At 50.6% G+C, this 18,120-nt stretch carries 18 protein-coding genes and 1 other RNA gene; 3 read left to right on the top strand and 16 right to left on the bottom strand.

The window, feature by feature from the left end; genetic code table 11:
* Positions 1–250: 250 nt before the first annotated feature.
* The 6 genes from rpsI to CRG49_RS00920 form a co-directional block, all read right to left on the bottom strand.
* Positions 251–643, bottom strand: a complete 393-nt coding sequence (rpsI, locus tag CRG49_RS00945) for a 30S ribosomal protein S9 (protein ID WP_095502822.1) — start codon at positions 641–643, stop codon at positions 251–253.
* 9 nt (positions 644–652) lie between these two features.
* Positions 653–1,084 carry a 50S ribosomal protein L13 gene (gene rplM / locus CRG49_RS00940; protein ID WP_095502821.1) on the bottom strand — a complete coding sequence of 144 codons (432 nt, stop codon included), beginning with the start codon at positions 1,082–1,084 and terminating at the stop codon, positions 653–655.
* A gap of 196 nt (positions 1,085–1,280) precedes the next feature.
* Positions 1,281–1,460, bottom strand: a non-coding RNA gene (gene ssrS / locus CRG49_RS00935) — 6S RNA.
* A gap of 5 nt (positions 1,461–1,465) precedes the next feature.
* Positions 1,466–1,768: a cell division protein ZapA gene (locus CRG49_RS00930; RefSeq protein WP_095502820.1), complete on the bottom strand. Its 303-nt coding sequence runs from the start codon at positions 1,766–1,768 to the stop codon at positions 1,466–1,468.
* A 9-nt stretch (positions 1,769–1,777) separates the two neighbouring features.
* Positions 1,778–2,104, bottom strand: coding sequence for a hypothetical protein (locus CRG49_RS00925; protein ID WP_095502819.1), 327 nt, complete (start codon positions 2,102–2,104; stop codon positions 1,778–1,780).
* A gap of 112 nt (positions 2,105–2,216) precedes the next feature.
* On the bottom strand, positions 2,217–3,206 hold the full coding sequence (locus CRG49_RS00920) for an NAD(P)H-dependent glycerol-3-phosphate dehydrogenase (RefSeq protein ID WP_095502818.1): 990 nt from the start codon (positions 3,204–3,206) through the stop codon (positions 2,217–2,219).
* Positions 3,207–3,543: 337 nt separating this feature from the next.
* Between CRG49_RS00920 and CRG49_RS00915 the strand changes: the two genes are divergently transcribed.
* Positions 3,544–4,725: a cytochrome-c peroxidase gene (locus tag CRG49_RS00915; protein ID WP_095502817.1), complete on the top strand. Its 1,182-nt coding sequence runs from the start codon at positions 3,544–3,546 to the stop codon at positions 4,723–4,725.
* Positions 4,726–4,785: 60 nt separating this feature from the next.
* Here the strand turns inward: CRG49_RS00915 and CRG49_RS00910 are convergent, their stop codons facing one another.
* The 6 genes from CRG49_RS00910 to CRG49_RS00885 form a co-directional block, all read right to left on the bottom strand.
* Positions 4,786–5,316, bottom strand: coding sequence for a lipocalin family protein (locus tag CRG49_RS00910; protein ID WP_157798097.1), 531 nt, complete (start codon positions 5,314–5,316; stop codon positions 4,786–4,788).
* 183 nt (positions 5,317–5,499) lie between these two features.
* Positions 5,500–6,195, bottom strand: a complete 696-nt coding sequence (locus tag CRG49_RS00905) for a M48 family metallopeptidase (RefSeq protein ID WP_095502815.1) — start codon at positions 6,193–6,195, stop codon at positions 5,500–5,502.
* Positions 6,196–6,198: 3 nt separating this feature from the next.
* The gene (locus CRG49_RS00900) at positions 6,199–6,933 is read right to left on the bottom strand and encodes a 1-acyl-sn-glycerol-3-phosphate acyltransferase (RefSeq protein WP_095502814.1); all 735 of its coding nucleotides are present in this window, start codon (positions 6,931–6,933) and stop codon (positions 6,199–6,201) included.
* Positions 6,934–6,967: 34 nt separating this feature from the next.
* Positions 6,968–7,543, bottom strand: a complete 576-nt coding sequence (gene gmhB / locus CRG49_RS00895) for a D-glycero-beta-D-manno-heptose 1,7-bisphosphate 7-phosphatase (RefSeq protein ID WP_095502813.1) — start codon at positions 7,541–7,543, stop codon at positions 6,968–6,970.
* 43 nt (positions 7,544–7,586) lie between these two features.
* A complete protein-coding gene (locus tag CRG49_RS00890) occupies positions 7,587–8,030 on the bottom strand; it encodes a cell surface protein (RefSeq protein WP_095502812.1) in 444 nt (147 codons plus the stop codon).
* Positions 8,031–8,153: 123 nt separating this feature from the next.
* Positions 8,154–9,410, bottom strand: a complete 1,257-nt coding sequence (locus tag CRG49_RS00885) for an NAD(P)/FAD-dependent oxidoreductase (RefSeq protein ID WP_095502811.1) — start codon at positions 9,408–9,410, stop codon at positions 8,154–8,156.
* Positions 9,411–9,874: 464 nt separating this feature from the next.
* Between CRG49_RS00885 and CRG49_RS00880 the strand changes: the two genes are divergently transcribed.
* Positions 9,875–11,272 (top strand): TonB-dependent receptor, encoded by a 1,398-nt coding sequence (locus CRG49_RS00880; protein WP_095502810.1) that lies wholly within the window; start codon positions 9,875–9,877, stop codon positions 11,270–11,272.
* A gap of 137 nt (positions 11,273–11,409) precedes the next feature.
* Here CRG49_RS00880 and CRG49_RS00875 read toward each other — a convergent pair whose 3' ends face one another.
* The 4 genes from CRG49_RS00875 to CRG49_RS00855 all read right to left on the bottom strand — a co-directional run bounded on the left by CRG49_RS00875 (position 11,410) and on the right by CRG49_RS00855 (position 17,376).
* On the bottom strand, positions 11,410–12,651 hold the full coding sequence (locus tag CRG49_RS00875) for an aromatic amino acid transporter (protein WP_095502809.1): 1,242 nt from the start codon (positions 12,649–12,651) through the stop codon (positions 11,410–11,412).
* A gap of 306 nt (positions 12,652–12,957) precedes the next feature.
* Complete coding sequence (locus tag CRG49_RS00870) at positions 12,958–14,025, bottom strand: AI-2E family transporter (RefSeq protein ID WP_198515130.1); 1,068 nt, start codon at positions 14,023–14,025, stop codon at positions 12,958–12,960.
* A 126-nt stretch (positions 14,026–14,151) separates the two neighbouring features.
* The gene (locus CRG49_RS00865; protein ID WP_095502808.1) at positions 14,152–16,203 is read right to left on the bottom strand and encodes a M3 family metallopeptidase; all 2,052 of its coding nucleotides are present in this window, start codon (positions 16,201–16,203) and stop codon (positions 14,152–14,154) included.
* Positions 16,204–16,524: 321 nt separating this feature from the next.
* Positions 16,525–17,376, bottom strand: a complete 852-nt coding sequence (locus CRG49_RS00855) for a mechanosensitive ion channel family protein (RefSeq protein WP_095502806.1) — start codon at positions 17,374–17,376, stop codon at positions 16,525–16,527.
* 223 nt (positions 17,377–17,599) lie between these two features.
* On the opposite strand from CRG49_RS00855, the gene CRG49_RS00850 reads away from it, so the two are divergent.
* On the top strand, positions 17,600–17,935 hold the full coding sequence (locus tag CRG49_RS00850) for a hypothetical protein (RefSeq protein WP_095502823.1): 336 nt from the start codon (positions 17,600–17,602) through the stop codon (positions 17,933–17,935).
* The last annotated feature ends 185 nt before the right edge of the window (positions 17,936–18,120 follow it).

Genomic DNA, 18,120 nt, shown 5'->3' with positions numbered 1-18,120 from the left:
ATATATTCTTGCCGCCTGTTTTGATGTAGTGCGGATGGTTTTATCATACCGAGACGGCGGGTTGAAGTCTTTTTTTATTGCATATCTTTTCAAAAATTAAGATATTTTGCAAGATTGGATCATCGAACTTTAGATGAAAGGGGCGTTAATGGGTGGGTAGGCCGTCTGAAAAATTCGGTAACGGGTGGCAAAGGTAATAAAAAAGCCCGGCAATAATTGCGGGCTTTTTTGGATAATATCTGAAAACGAATTAACGTTTTGAGAATTGTTTTGCGCGACGTGCTTTGCGCAAACCTGGTTTTTTACGTTCCACTTCACGGGCGTCGCGGGTTACGAAGCCGGCAGCAGACAGAGCAGGTTTCAAAGCAGCATCGAAGTCGATCAGGGCGCGGGTGATGCCGTGACGGATAGCGCCAGATTGGCCGGTTTCGCCGCCGCCGATAACATTAACTTTAATGTCGAATGATTCTGCGTTTTCAGTCAGAACCAATGGCTGGCGAACAACCATGCGGCTGGTTTCGCGGGCGAAAAATTCGTCAACAGGGCGACCGTTAACGGTGATTTGACCGTTACCTTTGGTCAGAAATACACGAGCCACTGAACTTTTGCGGCGGCCTGTGCCGTAGTAGTATTTACCGTTCATGTCGTGTCCTTATTTCAATTCTAAAACTTTAGGTTGTTGTGCAGCATGGCCGTGCTCTTCGCCGGCATACACTTTCAGTTTTTTGATCATGGCGTAACCCAAAGGACCTTTTGGCAACATGCCTTTTACGGCTTGTTCCAAAGCGCGGCCTGGGAATTGCTCTTGCATTTGACGGAATGAACGCTCATAGATACCGCCAGGGAAGCCTGAGTGACGGTAGTATTTTTTGTCTTCGAATTTAGCACCGGTCACGCGCAATTTGTCTGCATTGATGACGATGATGTAGTCACCAGTGTCGACGTGAGGGGTGTATTCAGGTTTGTGTTTGCCACGCAGACGGTGTGCGACTTCGGCAGCAACGCGACCCAAAACTTTGTCTTGAGCGTCGATGACGAACCATTCGCGCTTCACCTCATGCGGTTTCGCTGAAAAGGTTTTCATAGTGGAAATCCAGATAGATATAGAAAGTTATGGATTTTAAAGACGCTACTGGCTTTTGTCAATCGTATTGAGGCTGTCTGAAAGTAATTGTTTTAATAAAACGGCAATAAAAGTTTTTTCGATGGGAATTTGTTGTTTTTACGCGATTGAATGAGAGACTGAAAAAGCCATACCGCGAGGGTATGGCTTTATATAGGGAATCCCCGCACATGCCGTTTCGGCTGAATCCGCTTGAACCTTGTCTGACAAGGCGGTCACCTCGGGTAGTTTCGGGTTCATCTATAAAAGACGATCGCACCCACTACTGCTCCCGGCAACCTGAAGCGAACTTATTGGTTCAAAGGAATATATGCCTTCGCGTACACTGCAGGGAAAAGAAAATCAATTTTGCTCTAAGCGGGACAATGCTTTTTGGCAAGCGTTGTTCATGTCTGTTATTTTACGCTGAAATTCGCCGATTGCCAAATCATCTTTGAGGCTGACTTTTAATAAATCGTGTACAACATTTAAAGCGGCCATGACCACGATTTTGTCGGTGCCGACGATGCGGCCATTTTCTTTAATGGCTTCGCTTTTTTTATTCAGCATTTCAACGGCTTGAATCAGGGTGTCTTTTTCTTCGCTTGGTGTGTTGATGGACAGGTTGACATTCATGATGTCGAGATTGACTTGTTCGATGCTCATGTGTTGTCCTTAATGTGAAGATTCTTCTTGCGGTAGGCGGGCGAGCAGACGGCTCACTTCTTCGGCACTTTGTTCTAAGGCGCTGCGGTATTGGTCTTTTTCGGCGGTGAGGCTGTCGATTTTGGTCTGCAAATCTTCTTTCAATTTGCCTACTTGCACCAGCAAGGCTTCGCTCAATTCGTCAACGGCGGTTTCGTGCTCGCGCTTTTGTTGCTCTTGCTCGAGTTTGAGGCGGTTGATTTCTTCGTGTAAACGGCGGTTTTCGCCAATCAGCGTTTCAAACTTTTGGGTGAGCTGGTAAACGTTGATTTCCAGTTGGTCAAGGGCTTGGTTCATGGGGAATCATTCGTAAGAAAGGTCGTAACAGTAAGCATAGTGATATGCTCGGCGGCTGTCAATGAAAGGCCGTCTGAAAAAATAGGGTTTCAGACGGCCTCCAAGTTTGGTGTTATTCGAAACGTGCGCTGCGTTCCATCAAACGCTCAACCACTTGCTGCGGCGTCATTTCCTGACGAATCAGTTGCAGCAGAGTTTGGGTGATTGGCATGTCGATTTGGTATTTGCAGGCGGTGTTGAACACTTCTTCGATGGTGCTCACGCCTTCGGAAACGTGGCCGATCTCTTTGAGCACTTGGTGCAGCTCTTTGCCTTCTGCTAAGCCCAAACCAACGCGGCGGTTGCGCGAAAGGGCACCGGTACAGGTTAGAATCAAGTCGCCAATTCCTGCCAAGCCCATCATGGTTTTCGGCTGCGCGCCCATGGCAACGGCCAAACGGGTAATTTCGGCCAAACCGCGGGTTACTAAAGCGGCGCGGGCATTCAGGCCGTATTCGAGGCCGTCTGAAAGGCCGGTCGCAATGGCCATCACGTTTTTCACTGCGCCGCCGACGGCCACCCCAATCACATCGGTGCTGCCGTATAAGCGCATCACGTTGTTGTTTAATTGTTCAACCAGCGATTCAATCCATGCTTTGTTTTCGGAAGCCAATACCACGGCACAAGGCAATTGTTGCGCCAGCTCTTGTGCAAAGCTTGGGCCGGACAACACGCCGAGAGTTTTATTTTCCGGTAAGACTTCTTTCAAGACTTGGAAGGTTAATAAACCTGTGTCTTGCTCAAAGCCTTTGCATGCGGCTAGAACCGGAATATCGGCGGCACCGTTGGCTTTTAATAATTCTGCGCTGCTGCGCAAGCCGGCAACAGAGGTCACAATCAGCACCAATTCGGAGCCTTTTAAGGCATCGGCCAAATCAACGTGTGCGGTCAGGCTTTCGGGGAAGGAGAAACCCGGCAGCGCGTGTTTGTTTTCACGGTCGTTTTGCAAGGTTTCGATGTGTTGGGCATTGCGCGCCCACAGAGCGACTTCGTTGTCGTGTTGGGCAAAGTGAACAGCCAGTGCAGTGCCCCAAGAGCCTGCACCCATAACAGTAATTTTCATAGAAATCTTCCTAATAAGATTTGCGCCTAACTTTAAAACAATCGGCCATCGGGTGCAAGTAATACGATGTGATTTGCGCTTAAATACGGGCAACTCTTAGAAATGAATAAGAAAATAAAATTTCAGCTATCTGGTATATAGGGTTTGGCTATAGCGGTATCAAAATTGATTTATCGCAAAAAGCCGTTAGCCGAGTCTGATTATACTCTATACATAAATTAACCAAAGCAATAACAAACAGCAGTAAACAAATGTAGGATTTTATCAAACCTAACCATAGGGTTCGGCTGCTTCAGGTGAGCAGTGTCTTCCCTTTTTATATATAAAGGGATACGCCATGAAATACCAAACTTTCGGCAAAATTACCCTTTCTCTGGCAGTGTTGGCGGCATTGGCTGCTTGTGGCGACAAGCCGGCCGAGCAAGCAGCTGCGCCTGCTGCTTCTGCACCAGCCACCGCGCCGGCGGCTTCTGAGCCTGCTGCGGCACCGGCTTCTCAAGCAGCTTATGACAACAGCGGCGCTTCGCAAGAAGACAAAGATTTGCTGCAACGTGCGCAAGGCATTTTCAAACCACTGCCGACTCCTGAAGAAATGCAAAAGCTGCGTCCTTTCACGCCTGAGCAAGTGGAGCTTGGCCAATCATTGTGGTATGAGCCACGTTTGTCGAAAGGCAATACTGTAAGCTGTAACTCTTGTCACAACTTGGCTTCTGCCGGTGTCGACAATATGCCGACCAGCCAAGGTCACAAAGGCAGCTTTGGTGGCCGTAACTCACCGACCGTGTTGAACGCGGCAACCTTAGACATGCAATTCTGGGACGGCCGCGCGGCTGACGTGGAAGAGCAAGCGGGCGGTCCGTTGCTGAATCCGGTAGAAATGGCAAACGACAGCGAAGAAGCCGTGGTGGCCAAAATCGTGAATATTCCGGAATACCAAGAAGCGTTTAAAACGGCTTTCCCTCAAGACGGCGCCATCAGTTTCAAAAACATCACCACCGCGATTGCCGCGTTTGAGCGTACTTTGCTGACGCCGACCAAATGGGACGAATACCTGAAAGGCAACATCAATGCCCTGAACGAACAAGAACGCAAAGGCGTGCGCTCGTTTATGGATAACGGCTGTATTGCCTGCCATACCGGCGTAAGCTTGGGCGGTAACTCATTCCAAAAATTTGGTTTGGTACAAGGACCTTACTGGAAATTTATTGAAGACCCGAACCAAGATAAAGGCCGTGCTGACGTGACCAAAAACGAAGCCGACCAATACTTCTTCCGCGTACCGGGATTGCGTAACGTAGCCAAAACTTATCCTTACTTCCACAACGGCAGCGTGTGGGAATTGGATAAAGCGGTGAAAATTATGGGTCAAGCGCAATTGGGTAAAGACTTGCCACAAGAAGATGTGGACAACATCGTTGCATTCTTACACACCTTGTCTGGCTCCGTTTCAGAAAAAGCGCGCACCATGCCTGAATTGCCGTTGTCTAGCCCGATGGAATCTCATCCTGACAACAAATAATATGCAGTCAAACAAAGGCCGTCTGAATGTTCAGACGGCCTTTTTTATAATGAACAATCTTTATTGTACGCTGCGTACCAATTTGGAAACATCGTAGCCTTGTTGTTTAGCGGTTTCGATGTAGCTTTGCAAAGTGGCTTCATCCAGCTTCGGTGAGCGTGACAATACCCACATATATTTGCGGTTTGGCGTACCAACCAAAGCGGTTTGGTAATTGTCGTCTAAGCGCAAAATCCAGTAAGACGAGCGGGCAATCGGCACCCAGTTGACGGCTTTGGGTAAGAATGAAATACGCAATTTGCTGCCGCTCTCATCCACTTTTTTCACTTCCGCATCGGCGCTCATCATGCTGCCGTCTTTTTTGCGGCAGGAATTAGTGATTTTCACCACTTGCTTGTCGGTCAAACGGTATTGGGCTTTGACATCCGATACGCAATCGTCTTGGAAACGCATAGGCAGGCGGACTTGTTCGTACCATGTGCCCATGTAGCGCGGAATATCCACTTTGGCCACGGTTTGCGGCTCGGCGGCTTGGGCGGTCGCGGCAAGGATACCTAAAGACAAGGCGGCAAGTTCGGCAGGAAAACGCATATTCATCCTTTCTTTGGAGAATCAGACAACCTGCTCGGAAATTGAGGCCGTCTGAAAGATAAAGTTGAGATCTTTGCAAAGCCCCAGATTTGAGTGCAGTTTGAAGTTAGAGCAACGCATAATGAAGAAATGTGCCAAAGATGGGGATTTTGCAAAGTGTCTCAAGCTAATGTACCGCATGATTCAGCCCAACACAAACAATTCCTGTCCATGCGCTTTTAGCCATGCTTTGGCGGCGGCGGTGTGCGGAGTGTGGTGGTTAACTAATGCCCAAAATTTGGCGCTGTGGTCGGGATGGGGCAGGTGGCAGAGTTCGTGGACGCACACATAATCAGCGACAAATTCCGGCGCACCAATCAGCCGCCAATTCAAGCGGATGCCGGTGCGGTGGCGGCACACGCCCCAAAAGGTTTTGGCGTTGCTCAAAGCAGTAGCGGCAGGGTGCATATTCATGGCAGCGGCGTGATCGGCCAAACGCGGCAACAGATATTCGGCGGCGCGTTCATGCAGGAAACGGCGCAAATGGGTTTGCTGTTGCGGCCAGTTTTTTTTCGGCAAACAAATTTCAGACGGCCTCAACGCGATGGTGGCTTGCGGCGCATCGGTTAAGGCCGTCTGAACGCCTTGATACCAAATCCATGCCGGTTTTTCCGAAGGGTTGGTAAGCGGACGGGCAGGCGTTTTGGCTAAAGTTTGGCGCAGTAAAGATTCGTTTTCCGACAGCCATTGTTGCAAACGCGCGGCGCTGAGAAACGGCGGAATATTGATGCTGACTGTTTGGTCGTCGATGGGGCGCAGGATGAGGTTTTTCTTGGCACTGCGTTTTAAATCGATGTCGATTTCAAGGCCGTCTGAAAAAGTGTGGGTGAAGCGCGGCATGTTTCAGACGGTCTTTTTGGGTGCGAACGGACCCTGACCGGTGATTTCGGCTTGACGTGCTTCAATCCAATTTTCGCATTTGGCCATCAGTTCGGCGTCGCTGCCACTGTCGTGCGCAATCGGTTTGCCGATGACGACGGTGATTTCGCCGGGGTATTTCATAAATGAATCTTTCGGCCAGAATTCGCCGCTGTTGAGCGCGACGGGCACGATGTTCATTTCAAACATTTTCGCCATGCGTGCGCCGCCGAGCTTGTATTTGCCGTGCGTGCCGGGCGGCAGGCGCGTGCCTTCGGGAAAAATGGAAATCCAATAGCCTTCGTTTTTGCGCGCTAGGCCTTGCTTCATCAATTGGTCGTTGGCTTCGCGGCGGTTGCTGCGGTCGATGCCGATGGTTTTCACCAGTTTTAAGCCCCAGCCAAAAAACGGAATTTTAAACAGCTCGCGTTTGGCGACATAGACCTGCGGCGGAAAAATTTCCTGCAAAGCCAAGGTTTCCCAGCCGCTTTGGTGTTTGGAACAAATAATCGACGGCTCGGACGGGATGTTTTCCGCACCGATTAAGCGGTATTTCAGGCCGATGATGTTTTTCAGCGACCAATTCAAAATCGACACCCAAACTTGTGCCATTTTGTGTGCGCCGCCGAGAAAGGGCGCGGCCAACAGCATAAAGGGGAACAATACAATCAGGCTGACCGATAAAATCAGCCAGTAAATCAGGTTTTTAATCAACAGCATAGTCAGTTTCTTTAAATGTGGCTTTCAGACGGCCTTAAGCTTCATCTGGTTTCAATTCTTCTTGCGTGATGTATTGCGCAAAAGCCAGCAGATTGTCGAAGATTTGCGTGTTTTCCGGCAATTCTTCTTCTTTTTCCTGCAAGGTTTTTTTGCCTTTGCCGGTCAATACCAAAGCCGATTTACCGCCCACGGCATCGATAGCCTGTAAATCGCGTAAGCTGTCGCCGACCAGCCAAGTATCTGCGGCTTGGGCTTGGAAGCGGTCTAAAATATCTTGAATCATGCCGGGCTTGGGTTTGCGGCAGTTGCAGTTATCGTCGGCCAAGTGTGGGCAGAACCAAATGCCGTCAATTACGCCGCCGGCCTGTAGTGCCAAGCGGTGCATTTTGGCGTGCATTTCGGTAAGATCTTGCAGGGTGAAATATTTGCGGCCGATGCCCGATTGATTGGTGGCGACGGCGACGGTGTAGCCCGCTTCGGTGAGAAAGGCGATGGCGTCCATGCTGCCGTCGATCGGGATCCATTCGTCAACGGATTTAACGAAGTCGTCGCGGTCTTGGTTAATCACGCCGTCGCGGTCGAGGATGATGAGTTTGTTGTGGGTGGGCATAGTGTGCCTTTCAGACGGCCTGTTTTAAGATGGCCGTGTCAGATTATTTTAAAGAATGTTTCCAGCGCTCAAAGGCCGCCTGAAAAACGGGCGCGAGCAGGGCATAGTTTTGCGGTGTGTCGGCGACATGGTAAAAGCTCGGTAGCTGCGGTGTATCGAGCGTGGTGATGTAGTCTTCCATAAACGCGCCGTAACCTTCGTCTTCATCGTCGTAATAAAAATCGGTAAAGCGTTGACCCAGCTCGGTAAAATCTTCAGGCGTGAGCACGCTGTTCAAATGGTTGCGCACAAACGCCGCGCCGCTGAACGTGCCGTCTAACATGGCAGCGAAATCGGCGGCGGTTTCAGGGGCAGTCTGCCACACCGGGTTTACCAGCCCCTGACCGGCCGCCCATTGGAAATACATGCCCATGTGGGTGGCGGCATGGTCGGGCGACAAATCGGCGGGGTAGTCTTCTTCGATATGAAATTGAAAGTGATCGTACATGGTGGGCTTTCGTGTGTTGAGGCCGTCTGAACAACAAGGTTTCAGACGGCCTATTTTATCAGTAATCTGCTGTATTTCGCATCGTTAATCTGCAAACTCAGGCCGTCTGAACGCGGTTAATATTTACGCCGATTCGCGGCAAACCGCTGCTGCCGCGCACACGGCCGACGACCATGCCCATTGGAAATTATAGCCGCCGAGCCAGCCGGTGATGTCCATCACTTCGCCGATGAAATACAAGCCCGGTTGCAATTTGCTTTGCATGGTTTTCGGGTCGATTTCTTTTACATTTACCCCACCGCGCGTGGCTTCGGCTTTTTTGTGGCCGTCTGAACCGCTGGGTAGAAGCGTCCATTGGTTCAGGCTTTGGCCGAGTCGGGTTAAGACTGCATTCGGCACATCCGCCCATTTGTGCGCGGCATACGGCGCAAACTCCGCGCGGCCAAGCCATGTTTCCAGCAAACGTTCGGGCAGGGTCGGGCAGAGTGATTTCAAGGCGGTGTTGAGCTGGATTTTTTGGCCGTTTTTGCCTTCACACAATGCCGTGGCAAGGTCGGTGTCGGGCACCAGATCGATGGCGATGGTTTGACCGCTGTGCCAATAGCTGGAAATCTGCAAAATTGCCGGGCCGCTCAAGCCTTTGTGGCGAAACAATAAATCTTCATCAAACGATATCCGTGCTTTGCCGCTGCCCACGCTGATGCGCACGGGTAGGGCAATGCCGGAAAGCTGGTCGTAGCCGTGTTCCGCCCAATGCTCGAAACGCAACGGCACCAACGCCGCTTCAGGCGGCACGATACTGTGGCCGAATTGTTTGGCCAATTCATAACCAAACGGCGACGCGCCAATCGCAGGCACGGCCAAGCCGCCGGTGGCCACAATCAAATTGTGCGTCTGAAATTCGCCGTGGCTGGTGTGGAGTTGGAAGCGCGGCGCATCAGCAGAGGCCGTCTGAAACAGATTGACGGTTTCGACTGTGCAAGCCGTATGCCATGCCACGTTGCCTTGTTCGCATTCATTTTGCAGCATGGCGATGATTTCCTGCGCGCTGCCGTCGCAAAAAAGCTGGCCTTTGTGCTTTTCATGATAGGCAATGCCGTGTTTTTCCACCAAAGCAATAAAATCGGCGGCATGAAACTGCGCCAGAGCATGACGCACAAAGCGCGGCTGCTGCGACACATAATAAGCCGAACCGTCGTGGCCGTTGAGGTGGCGGTTCGTGAAATTGCAGCGGCCACCGCCGGAAATGCGGATTTTTTCCCCGATTTTGGTGGCGTGGTCAATCAGTGCAACACGGTGTCCGGCCTGACCGATACGCGCGGCGGCCAACATACCGGCTGCGCCGGCGCCGATGATGGCGGTGTGGAAAGTTTGGAGCATGGTGTGCTGAATAAAATTATCTAAAGAGATGGCTATTATCCGTGTTTTCAGACGGCATAGGGAAGATTTGTTGAGACCGTCTGAAAAATCAGCGTTTATTTAAAATTGAATGCTTATGTGATGGTCATAATCTGGAAGCATGAATATTGAAGCGTTTGCTGCGGATTGAGTTTAGAAGGTTTCAGGCGGCCTTAAATTTGAAAACATGGTTATTGCATATAAAAATGTTATGTTATAACATTTTATTTTTTAACAAGGGATAACGAAATGTTTACAGTGAAGCCTGCGGCTGCGGCCGTATTGTCTTTATTTGCTATGCAGACCGTATAGGCAGAAGTGGTTGATGGATCTGCGCACACTGCCGAGTTGCAAACGGTAGAAGTCAAAGGAAAACACCAAACGATGCAGAGTATGAAGAATTAGGCCCTAAATTCGACCATACCAAACCGGGGCCGTGGGTAGACATGAACACCCGCCGCGCCGATTTGCACGGTGAATGGAAAGAACCTTTGCCTAGTGTGGCCAAAATCAGTCTGCGTTTGTCGCACACCGATTACTACCACGACGAAAAAGATGCCGGCAAAGAAATCGATTTGAATCCCTACGATTCACACGGCACCGCCGATAATTACGATCGAGCCAATAATATTTTCAAAAACAAAGGTTTTGGCAGCAGAATCGAAGTGCATCACAAACCATATCACGGCTTTACCGGCGTGTGGGGCGCACAATGGCAGCGCAATAAAAGCAGCACCCACCATTCCAAAATCCTATCGGGCGAGTTGAAAGAAAACTGGATGCTGGTAGAAAACACCAACAAACAATTCGGCCTGTTTGCCACCGGCCAATGGCGTTGGAAAGATTTAACGCTTGAATTTGGCGGCCGCACCGAGAAACAGGAAATCCCGATTGAATACGAGCGCGAAAAATTGATTATCCAACGCGGTTGCGACCCGAAAACAAGCTGGCTGTGCTGGCGGCCTAAGCCGACCGTATATGCCCCTGCGCCGGAAATATACAACAAACGCGCCAATTCTTATGCCGCTTCTATGAATTGGGATTTTCATCCCGATTACACCCTGTCGCTGATGTATTCGCACAACGAGCGTCATCCCAGCCCGATGGAGCTTTACTATACCGGCGAACACTTGGCCACCAATTCGTTTGAATACGGCAAAAAAGATTTGGATAAAGAGCAATCAGATAATGTTGAAATCGGCCTGCGTCATGCGTCTGACAAATGGGATTACAACATCAGCGCCTACCACAACCGCTTTGAAAACTATATTTACAAACAAACCATTTTCCAATACGGCACCTTGGCCACATACCGCTATGCCCAATCGCAAGCCCGTTTTCATGGTCTGGAAGGCAGCGTGAGCTACCGTCCGGACGACAAACACCAAATCACCCTGTGGGGCGATTATGTGCGTGGCAAACTGGTGAACCTACCTGATTATATCCGCTACGACACCATAGGCAGCGTCGATGAAGTGCATAAAAAGGCCGACCGCAATGCACCGCGCGTACCACCTGCCCGCATTGGCTTACGCATCAACAACAATTGGAACGAACGCTGGCAAACCAAAATCGACTACACGCGTGTGTTTACGCAAAACAAAGTGTCGTTTTTTGAGTCATTCAGCGATGAACGCCCTGATTTGGTAGAGCGTAAAACCAAAGGCTACCATCTGCTGAATTTAGGTGTTGCTTACCGCAACAAAGTCGGCTCGATGAAATACCGCATTTACGCCGATGCCAATAATGTGTTGAACAAGAAAATCTACACCCATACTTCGTTTTTACCGTATGTGCCGCAAATCGGCCGCAATTTTGTGTTCGGGGTGAACATGACGTTTTAATTGAGTCAAGATTATTGAGGCCGTCTGAAAAACGGTGGAGTGCAATAAAAAAACCTGAGTTCTGTGAGGAACTCAGGTTTTATGTTTAAAGTGAACAGCGTTGAATGATGGGAGATAACTGTTCAGACGGCCTGATATCAGCCTTTAAACACAGGCACAGCACCCATTTGGCTCAAAATTTGCGCGGCAATGTTGATGAGGCCGAAAGCGAATACCCACACCATCAGCCATACGCCGCCGCTGATGCGGTAGCCTTTGCCGAGGCCGAATTTTTGGCGTGATTTGTAGAGCAGCATGGCAGGGATTAATGCTGTCCACACCGTTGCGGCCAAGCCGACGTAGCCGATGGCGGTTACGAAACCGGTGGGGAACAGCAAACAGCAAACCAGCGGCGGCAGAAAGGTCACGGCGGCGGTTTTGCTGCGGTCGGCAGCGGATTCTTTCCATTTGAAAATATCAGCGATGTAGTCGAACAAGCCCAAAGTCACGCCCAAAAATGAGCTGGCAATCGCCATGTAGGCGAAGAACGACAACACTTTACCCATGCTGCCGGTGGGTACAAATTTGGATAAGGTTTCAATCAATACCGATACTTGGCCTTCTGCCGCAATCACGGGGGCGAACTCGTTGCGCGGCAGATTGCCTTGAATCGCCAACTGCCACAACACATAAATCGCCAAGGCAATCAGCGTGCCGATTCTTAAGGCTTTGGCAACTTTAGGCGCGTCACCGTTGAAGTATTTCAGCAGGCTGGACACATTGCCGTGAAAGCCGAACGAGGCCAAACACACCGGTAACGCGGCCGCCACATAAATCAAATAGCTGGTGTGCGGCGCGGCTTGGGTGTCGAACAACACCGGTAGCTTCACCGTGGAAATCAGGCCTCCGGTCGCCCAGATAAAGGCGATGACCATGCCGCCGATTAAGATGGTGGTCAGGCGGTCAACCAAGCGGGTGGAAGCCCACACGCAAAACGCCAATACGCCGAAAAACACCAATTGGCCGACCGGCAAGGCCACTTCGCTGCCAGTCAGGCTGCCCAAGCCTTGCGCGGTCAAATCGCCGCCGACAAAAATATAGGCATAGGTTAAGAGATACAGCACAAACGCCACCGCCAAGCCGTTCACCATGTTCCAGCCTTTGCCGAGCAAGTCCTTCACCATGGTGTCGAAACTTGCACCATGCGGGTAATGCGTGTTTACTTCCAAAATCATCAGGCCGCTGGAAAGCATGGAAAACCATGTATAGAGCAGCACCAGCAGCGCGCCGGTGAACCAAATGCCCGAGGTGGCCGTGGGGTTGGCAAACATGCCGGCACCGATAATCGTACCGGCAATAATCATCGCGCCGCCCAAGAGCGACGGTTGTTTGGCAGACATAATTAACTTTCTGGGATGAGGTTTCAGACGGCATGGCAAAGGGGTAGGCCGTCTGAAAGTATTAATATTTGTAAAGCGGTTATTATGCCGTAAAGTGGTGGGAATGAAAATAAAAATGCCGAGACCTTTGCAAAATCCCCATTTTGGGCACATTTCTTCGTTGTGCACTGCTCGAAAGCTTGCCTATCTAAGTGATATGCCTGCGCTTTCTGTGCTGCTCTAACTTCGAACTGCACTCAAATCTGGGGTTTTGCAAAGGTCTCTCATGCCATCTGAAATAATTTTCAGACGGCCTTTAGTATGAGCTTAAATCAGCTTCTGCCACTTCATTTCGTTTTTCACATACGCATAATAAACCGGCGCGACCACAATGCCGCCGACGCCGAATATGCGCTCGAATACTATCATCGCCACCAGCAACTCCCACGCGCTGGCTTCAATTTCTGAGCCGATGATTTTGGCGTTTAAAAAATATTCCAATTTGTGAATCACCACCAAAAACACCAACGAAGCGATAGCGACATACAGCGAAATGCCCAAGCTCAAAATGATGATGATGGTGTTGGAAATCAGGTTGCCCGCTACCGGAATCAGCCCGACGATAAAGGCAATAATCAACACCGTCACCCGAAACGGCAGCTCGATATCAAAAAGCGGCAGAATCAGGTAAAGATACAGGCCGGTAAGGAAAGTATCGACCAAGGAGATTTTTGCCTGCGCGATAAACACGCGTTCAAAACTCAGCTCGAAATTGACAATGCGCTGTACCATTTCACGTTTAAAGGCCGGCATGCTGCGGCGTTGGCGGCGCATACGCAAACGGTGGTAGCTCAACATCACGCCGATGATGATGCCCAGCAGAATATGCACGAAAGACGCGATACTGTGGGTGCTGATGCGGGTCAGCGCGGCGCTGTATTCTTCGATCAGCTTAATGCCGTATTGCTTGATTTGTTCCAAATTATCAGGCAGCAGGTTCAACACAAACTCGGGCAAATTCTCGCTGCTTTTGGTATCGGCCAAAATCGCCGCCAGCTTATTCATCATTACCGACACATTGCCACCGTGTATCAAATGATAAATCCCCATCGACAGTAAAAACAAAATCAGCGACACAATGCCGATGGTCAGCGTAGTTGAGAGCAGGTTGATGTTTCGCACGCTTAACGAGCGGTCGAGCAGCGTATTGCGTGACAACAAACGACGGCGCAACCACAAAATGATGCCGTTGGTTTTGGTGATGAACACATAGGTCAGAATCACCGCAAACAACAACGGCAGCAAACGGAAATACAAAATGCCCCATAAGCTGACGGCCATCATCAGGTAAGTAGCGTTGCGGTAAAGCGTGGGCGAAGGAGGGTGTAGGCTCATGGTGTGTGTAGTTTTTAAGCGTAAAGTTAAGGCGTATTATGCCGTAAAAGTAGGTAGATGGTGGAAAAAAGGCCGTCTGAACATACAGTTTCAGACGGCCTTTATCACCACTCAATCAACCTTCAATTAAGCCGCATCGACATCAAAGCCGCTGTGGCGCAGCAGGGCATCGATTTGTGGTTCGCGGCCGCGGAAGGCTTTAAACGATTCGGCAGCAGGACGGGAGCCGCCGACAGCCAGAATTTCGCGCCAGAAGCGTTTGCCGGTGGCGCGCAAATCGTCGCTTTCTTCAAAGGCGGCGTAGGCATCCGCGCTTAATACTTCCGCCCATGCGTAGCTGTAATAGCCGGCCGAGTAGCCGCCGGCGAAGATGTGGCCGAAGCTTAAGGCGAAGCGGTTGTATTGCGGCGGACGAATCACGGCGACTTCTTCGCGCACATTATCCAGCACTTGCGCCCAGTTGTTCAGACGGCCTGCATCGGTTTCGCTGTGAATCAGCATGTCAAACAGGGCGAATTCCATTTGGCGTACCATAAACAGGCCGCGTTGGAAGTTTTTGGCGGCGACCATTTTGTCGAATAATTCGCGCGGCAGGGCAGCGCCGTTGTCTTCGTGGGCAGACATTTCCGCTAAGACATCGTATTCCCACACGAAATTTTCCATAAACTGGCTCGGCAGCTCGACCGCATCCCATTCCACGCCGTTGATGCCGCTCACGCCGAGTTCTTCCACTTGGCTCAATAAATGGTGCAGTCCATGGCCGGTTTCGTGGAACAGGGTCAGGATTTCATCGTGGCTCAAGCGTGGTTCTTTGCCGCCCACCGGCGGGGTGAAGTTGCACACCAAATACGCGGTCGGGGTTTGGATTTGACCGGCGCGGTCGCCATCCATAAAGCGGCGGCGGCCTTTGTAGTCGTTCATCCACGCACCGCCACGCTTGCCTTCGCGGGCATACAAATCCATGTACACGCCGCCGATAATCGCGCCACCGTTTTCCAATTCAAAATAGCGCACGTCAGGATGCCACACGGGAACGCGTTTTTCGATGAAATTCACGCCGTATAAGCGGTTGATTTGGGCAAACAGGCCGTGCAGCACTTTGCTGACCGGAAAATATTTTTTCACTTCGGTTTCGCTGAAGGCATATTTGGCTTGGCGCAATTTCTCGCCTGCGTAAGTCAAATCCCACGGTTGCGGATCGGCCAAACCCAATTCTTCGGCGGCAAAGGCGCGTACTTCAGCCAAGTCTTTTTCGGCAAACGGTTTGGCACGTTTGGCCAAATCGCGCAGAAAATCGGTGACTTGCGCCGGTGTGTCGGCCATTTTGGTGGCCAGCGACAATTCGGCATAGTTGGCAAAACCGAGCAGCTTGGCGGTTTGTAAGGCGATTTCCAAGGTGCGGTTGATGTTGGCAGTGTTGTCGAATTTACCGTCGTTGCTTAATTCACTGGCGCGGGTGACATAGGTGCGGTAGATTTGTTCGCGCAGTTCGCGGTTGTCGGCGTATTGCATCACGGCCAGATAATGTGGCATTTGCAGGCCGACTTTGTAGCCGCTTTTGCCTTCCGCTTCGGCTGCGGCGGCAAACATGGCTTGCGCATCTTCAGGAATACCGGCCAGCGGCGCGGCATCATCAAAATACAGCGCAAACGCATCGGTTGAGTCCAAAACGTTTTGCGAGAATTGGGCAGACAATTGCGCGCCTTCGGTTTGCAGCGCGGCCAGTTCGGCTTGTTGTTCGGGCGGCAGTTCCGCACCGCTCAACACAAAATCACGCAAATCGTGCGCCAGCTTGGTTTGCTGCGCTTCGGTCAGGCGGTCGAATTCGGCAGAGGCTTTAATCGCTTTGAAACGATCGTATAATTCAATATCTTGGCCAATTTCGGTAAAAAATACGGTGACTTCCGGCATCAATTCGTTATACACCGCGCGTAATTCAGGCGTATCGACCACCGAATTCAAATGCGCCACCACGCCCCAAATGCGGCCGACGCGCTCGGTGATGTCGGTGAGCGCTTCGACCGTGTTGCGCCAAGTGGTGTCGGGCTCGGCTTTAACCGCCGCAATCTGCTCGCGCGCTTCGGCGATGGCGGTTTGCATGGCCGGTTTGATGAGTTCGGTTTGGATTTGGTCGAATTTCGGCTCGTCGCCAAGAGATAATAAAACGTTGTCGGTCATGGGGCTTTCCTTTGTGTTTTCAGACGGCCTTGTGATGTGAGGCCGTCTGAACGAAAAAACGATAAACAATATATAGAGCCAATTTGGTTGAACTCAAGTTCAACATTGAAAACAGTCAGGCCGAGACCTTTGCAAAATCCCTATCTTTGGCACATTTCTTCGTTGTGCGCTGCTCGAAAGCTTGCCTATCTTGCTGATATGTCTGCGCTTTCTGCGCTGCTACAACTTTGAACTGTACTCAAATCTAGGATTTTGCAAAGGTCTCAGGCCGTCTGAAAAAAATCAAACCACCCGATAGGGTGGTTTAAGCATCAGCGCGGATTATGAATCGGCATGCAATAATTGATGCTGCACCCGCAAAAATTCATCCAACACCGTTTGCTGAATTTCCAAACGCTTCGCCACCGGCGCGGCAAAACGCACGATAATGTTGTACACCTTGTCATCATGCGGCACACGGGTCACGCGCGGCTCGGCGGCAGGCGTGATAAACAGCTTTTCCACCTGCACCGCTTCCAGATACTTGGAAATATCGGCAATATAAGGCGCGCACAACGGCTCCAGCACCGCTTTCAAACGTGGCACCACCGCATCCGAATCCAAATGAATCGGCACGGGAATTTGCACCGTGTGAATCACATAAGGCCCCAACACATTGTCGCGGCGCACATTATGATTGAGCAATAGGCTGTTGGGGAACGAAATCGTGTCGCCCGAGAGCTGGCCGACCAAAGCATTGGGGCCGATTTCCATCATCAACGTGTTCAACAAATTAATATCGACCACCCGCCCGCGCAAGCCGTTGATTTCAATATAATCGCCCACCGAATACTGCTTGGTAATCGAGCGCAGGATGCTGCCCGACAAGCACATAATCAATTCTTTGGTGGCCACCACAATCGCCGCCGCCACCGCAAACATCGACAAAGCCACCGTCTGAATTTGCGCCGCCCAGATCATCGCCAAACCGAGCAATACCAAAATCAGCGTGACATTGCGGCTCACCACCAACGCGCGGCGCTTGGCATCAATCGACAAATCCGGATGGCTGCGGAAATGCGCGCTCAAAAGCAGCGAGCGCACCGCCAAAATGCCGATAATCATCAGCACCGATTCAATGATTTCATAGCTGACCGGAATCTCTTGCAGCCAAAGTTTTACAGTATCCCACATATTGTGTTTTCCGTTTCAGACAGCATGTTATGATGAACACGCATTATAAAGGCCGTCTGAAAAAAATGCTTGTGCCGCTCATATGAGAATGCTATACCATAACTGATATAATATAACAAAACTGTTTAAAATCAAAAAGTTATTGACTAAATTTCGAGAAGAGAATAAGATAACACATACTAATTCTGCCTGAACAGGCGACCATCTTATGGAGGAAACCATCATGACCTGCAAAACACATCACGAACACAATCACGTTCACGGCCAAGGTTGCGGCCACACTGCCATCAAACACGATGACCACATCGACTACCTGCACGACGGTCATCTGCACCACGAACACGACGGCCACTACGACGAACACACCTTAGCCGTTAACGACACCAATCCAGACGGCTGCCATCCGGTCAGCGACTGCGGCGACCACGTTCACGGCGAAGGCTGTGGCCACGAAGCCGTGCCACACGGCGACCACGTTGACTACATCGTCAACGGCCGCCTGCACCACCAACACGGCGACCACTGCGATGACCATGGTCCGGTAGAAATCGTCAAATAAAACAGATTCAACGCTTCACTATTAAAAGGCCGTCTGAACAGGTTTGGAAATCGATTGATTTCGTTTAACCCGTTCAGACGGCCTTACATTCGCATTTCAAGTGCAACGCTCAAATGCCATTGGCAAGGGCTGCTGAAAACAGATCACCCGGTGTCTCATAGTCCAATGTCTTTCTCGGTCGGCGG

Origin of the sequence: Neisseria sp. N95_16 (genome assembly GCF_002551535.2) — a bacterium.
In the GTDB taxonomy this organism is placed as follows: domain Bacteria; phylum Pseudomonadota; class Gammaproteobacteria; order Burkholderiales; family Neisseriaceae; genus Neisseria; species Neisseria brasiliensis.
This window is presented reverse-complemented; position numbering and strand designations above follow the sequence as displayed.

Bases quoted from the DNA above. Each gene is read 5' to 3' on its own strand.
- rpsI (WP_095502822.1), bottom strand. From the start codon at position 643: ATGAACGGTAAATACTACTACGGCACAGGCCGCCGCAAAAGTTCAGTG.
- rplM (WP_095502821.1), bottom strand. From the start codon at position 1,084: ATGAAAACCTTTTCAGCGAAACCGCATGAGGTGAAGCGCGAATGGTTC.
- CRG49_RS00930 (WP_095502820.1), bottom strand. From the start codon at position 1,768: ATGAGCATCGAACAAGTCAATCTCGACATCATGAATGTCAACCTGTCC.
- CRG49_RS00925 (WP_095502819.1), bottom strand. From the start codon at position 2,104: ATGAACCAAGCCCTTGACCAACTGGAAATCAACGTTTACCAGCTCACC.
- CRG49_RS00920 (WP_095502818.1), bottom strand. From the start codon at position 3,206: ATGAAAATTACTGTTATGGGTGCAGGCTCTTGGGGCACTGCACTGGCT.
- CRG49_RS00915 (WP_095502817.1), top strand. From the start codon at position 3,544: ATGAAATACCAAACTTTCGGCAAAATTACCCTTTCTCTGGCAGTGTTG.
- CRG49_RS00910 (WP_157798097.1), bottom strand. From the start codon at position 5,316: ATGCGTTTTCCTGCCGAACTTGCCGCCTTGTCTTTAGGTATCCTTGCC.
- CRG49_RS00905 (WP_095502815.1), bottom strand. From the start codon at position 6,195: ATGCCGCGCTTCACCCACACTTTTTCAGACGGCCTTGAAATCGACATC.
- CRG49_RS00900 (WP_095502814.1), bottom strand. From the start codon at position 6,933: ATGCTGTTGATTAAAAACCTGATTTACTGGCTGATTTTATCGGTCAGC.
- gmhB (WP_095502813.1), bottom strand. From the start codon at position 7,543: ATGCCCACCCACAACAAACTCATCATCCTCGACCGCGACGGCGTGATT.
- CRG49_RS00890 (WP_095502812.1), bottom strand. From the start codon at position 8,030: ATGTACGATCACTTTCAATTTCATATCGAAGAAGACTACCCCGCCGAT.
- CRG49_RS00885 (WP_095502811.1), bottom strand. From the start codon at position 9,410: ATGCTCCAAACTTTCCACACCGCCATCATCGGCGCCGGCGCAGCCGGT.
- CRG49_RS00880 (WP_095502810.1), top strand. From the start codon at position 9,875: ATGAACACCCGCCGCGCCGATTTGCACGGTGAATGGAAAGAACCTTTG.
- CRG49_RS00875 (WP_095502809.1), bottom strand. From the start codon at position 12,651: ATGTCTGCCAAACAACCGTCGCTCTTGGGCGGCGCGATGATTATTGCC.
- CRG49_RS00870 (WP_198515130.1), bottom strand. From the start codon at position 14,025: ATGAGCCTACACCCTCCTTCGCCCACGCTTTACCGCAACGCTACTTAC.
- CRG49_RS00865 (WP_095502808.1), bottom strand. From the start codon at position 16,203: ATGACCGACAACGTTTTATTATCTCTTGGCGACGAGCCGAAATTCGAC.
- CRG49_RS00855 (WP_095502806.1), bottom strand. From the start codon at position 17,376: ATGTGGGATACTGTAAAACTTTGGCTGCAAGAGATTCCGGTCAGCTAT.
- CRG49_RS00850 (WP_095502823.1), top strand. From the start codon at position 17,600: ATGACCTGCAAAACACATCACGAACACAATCACGTTCACGGCCAAGGT.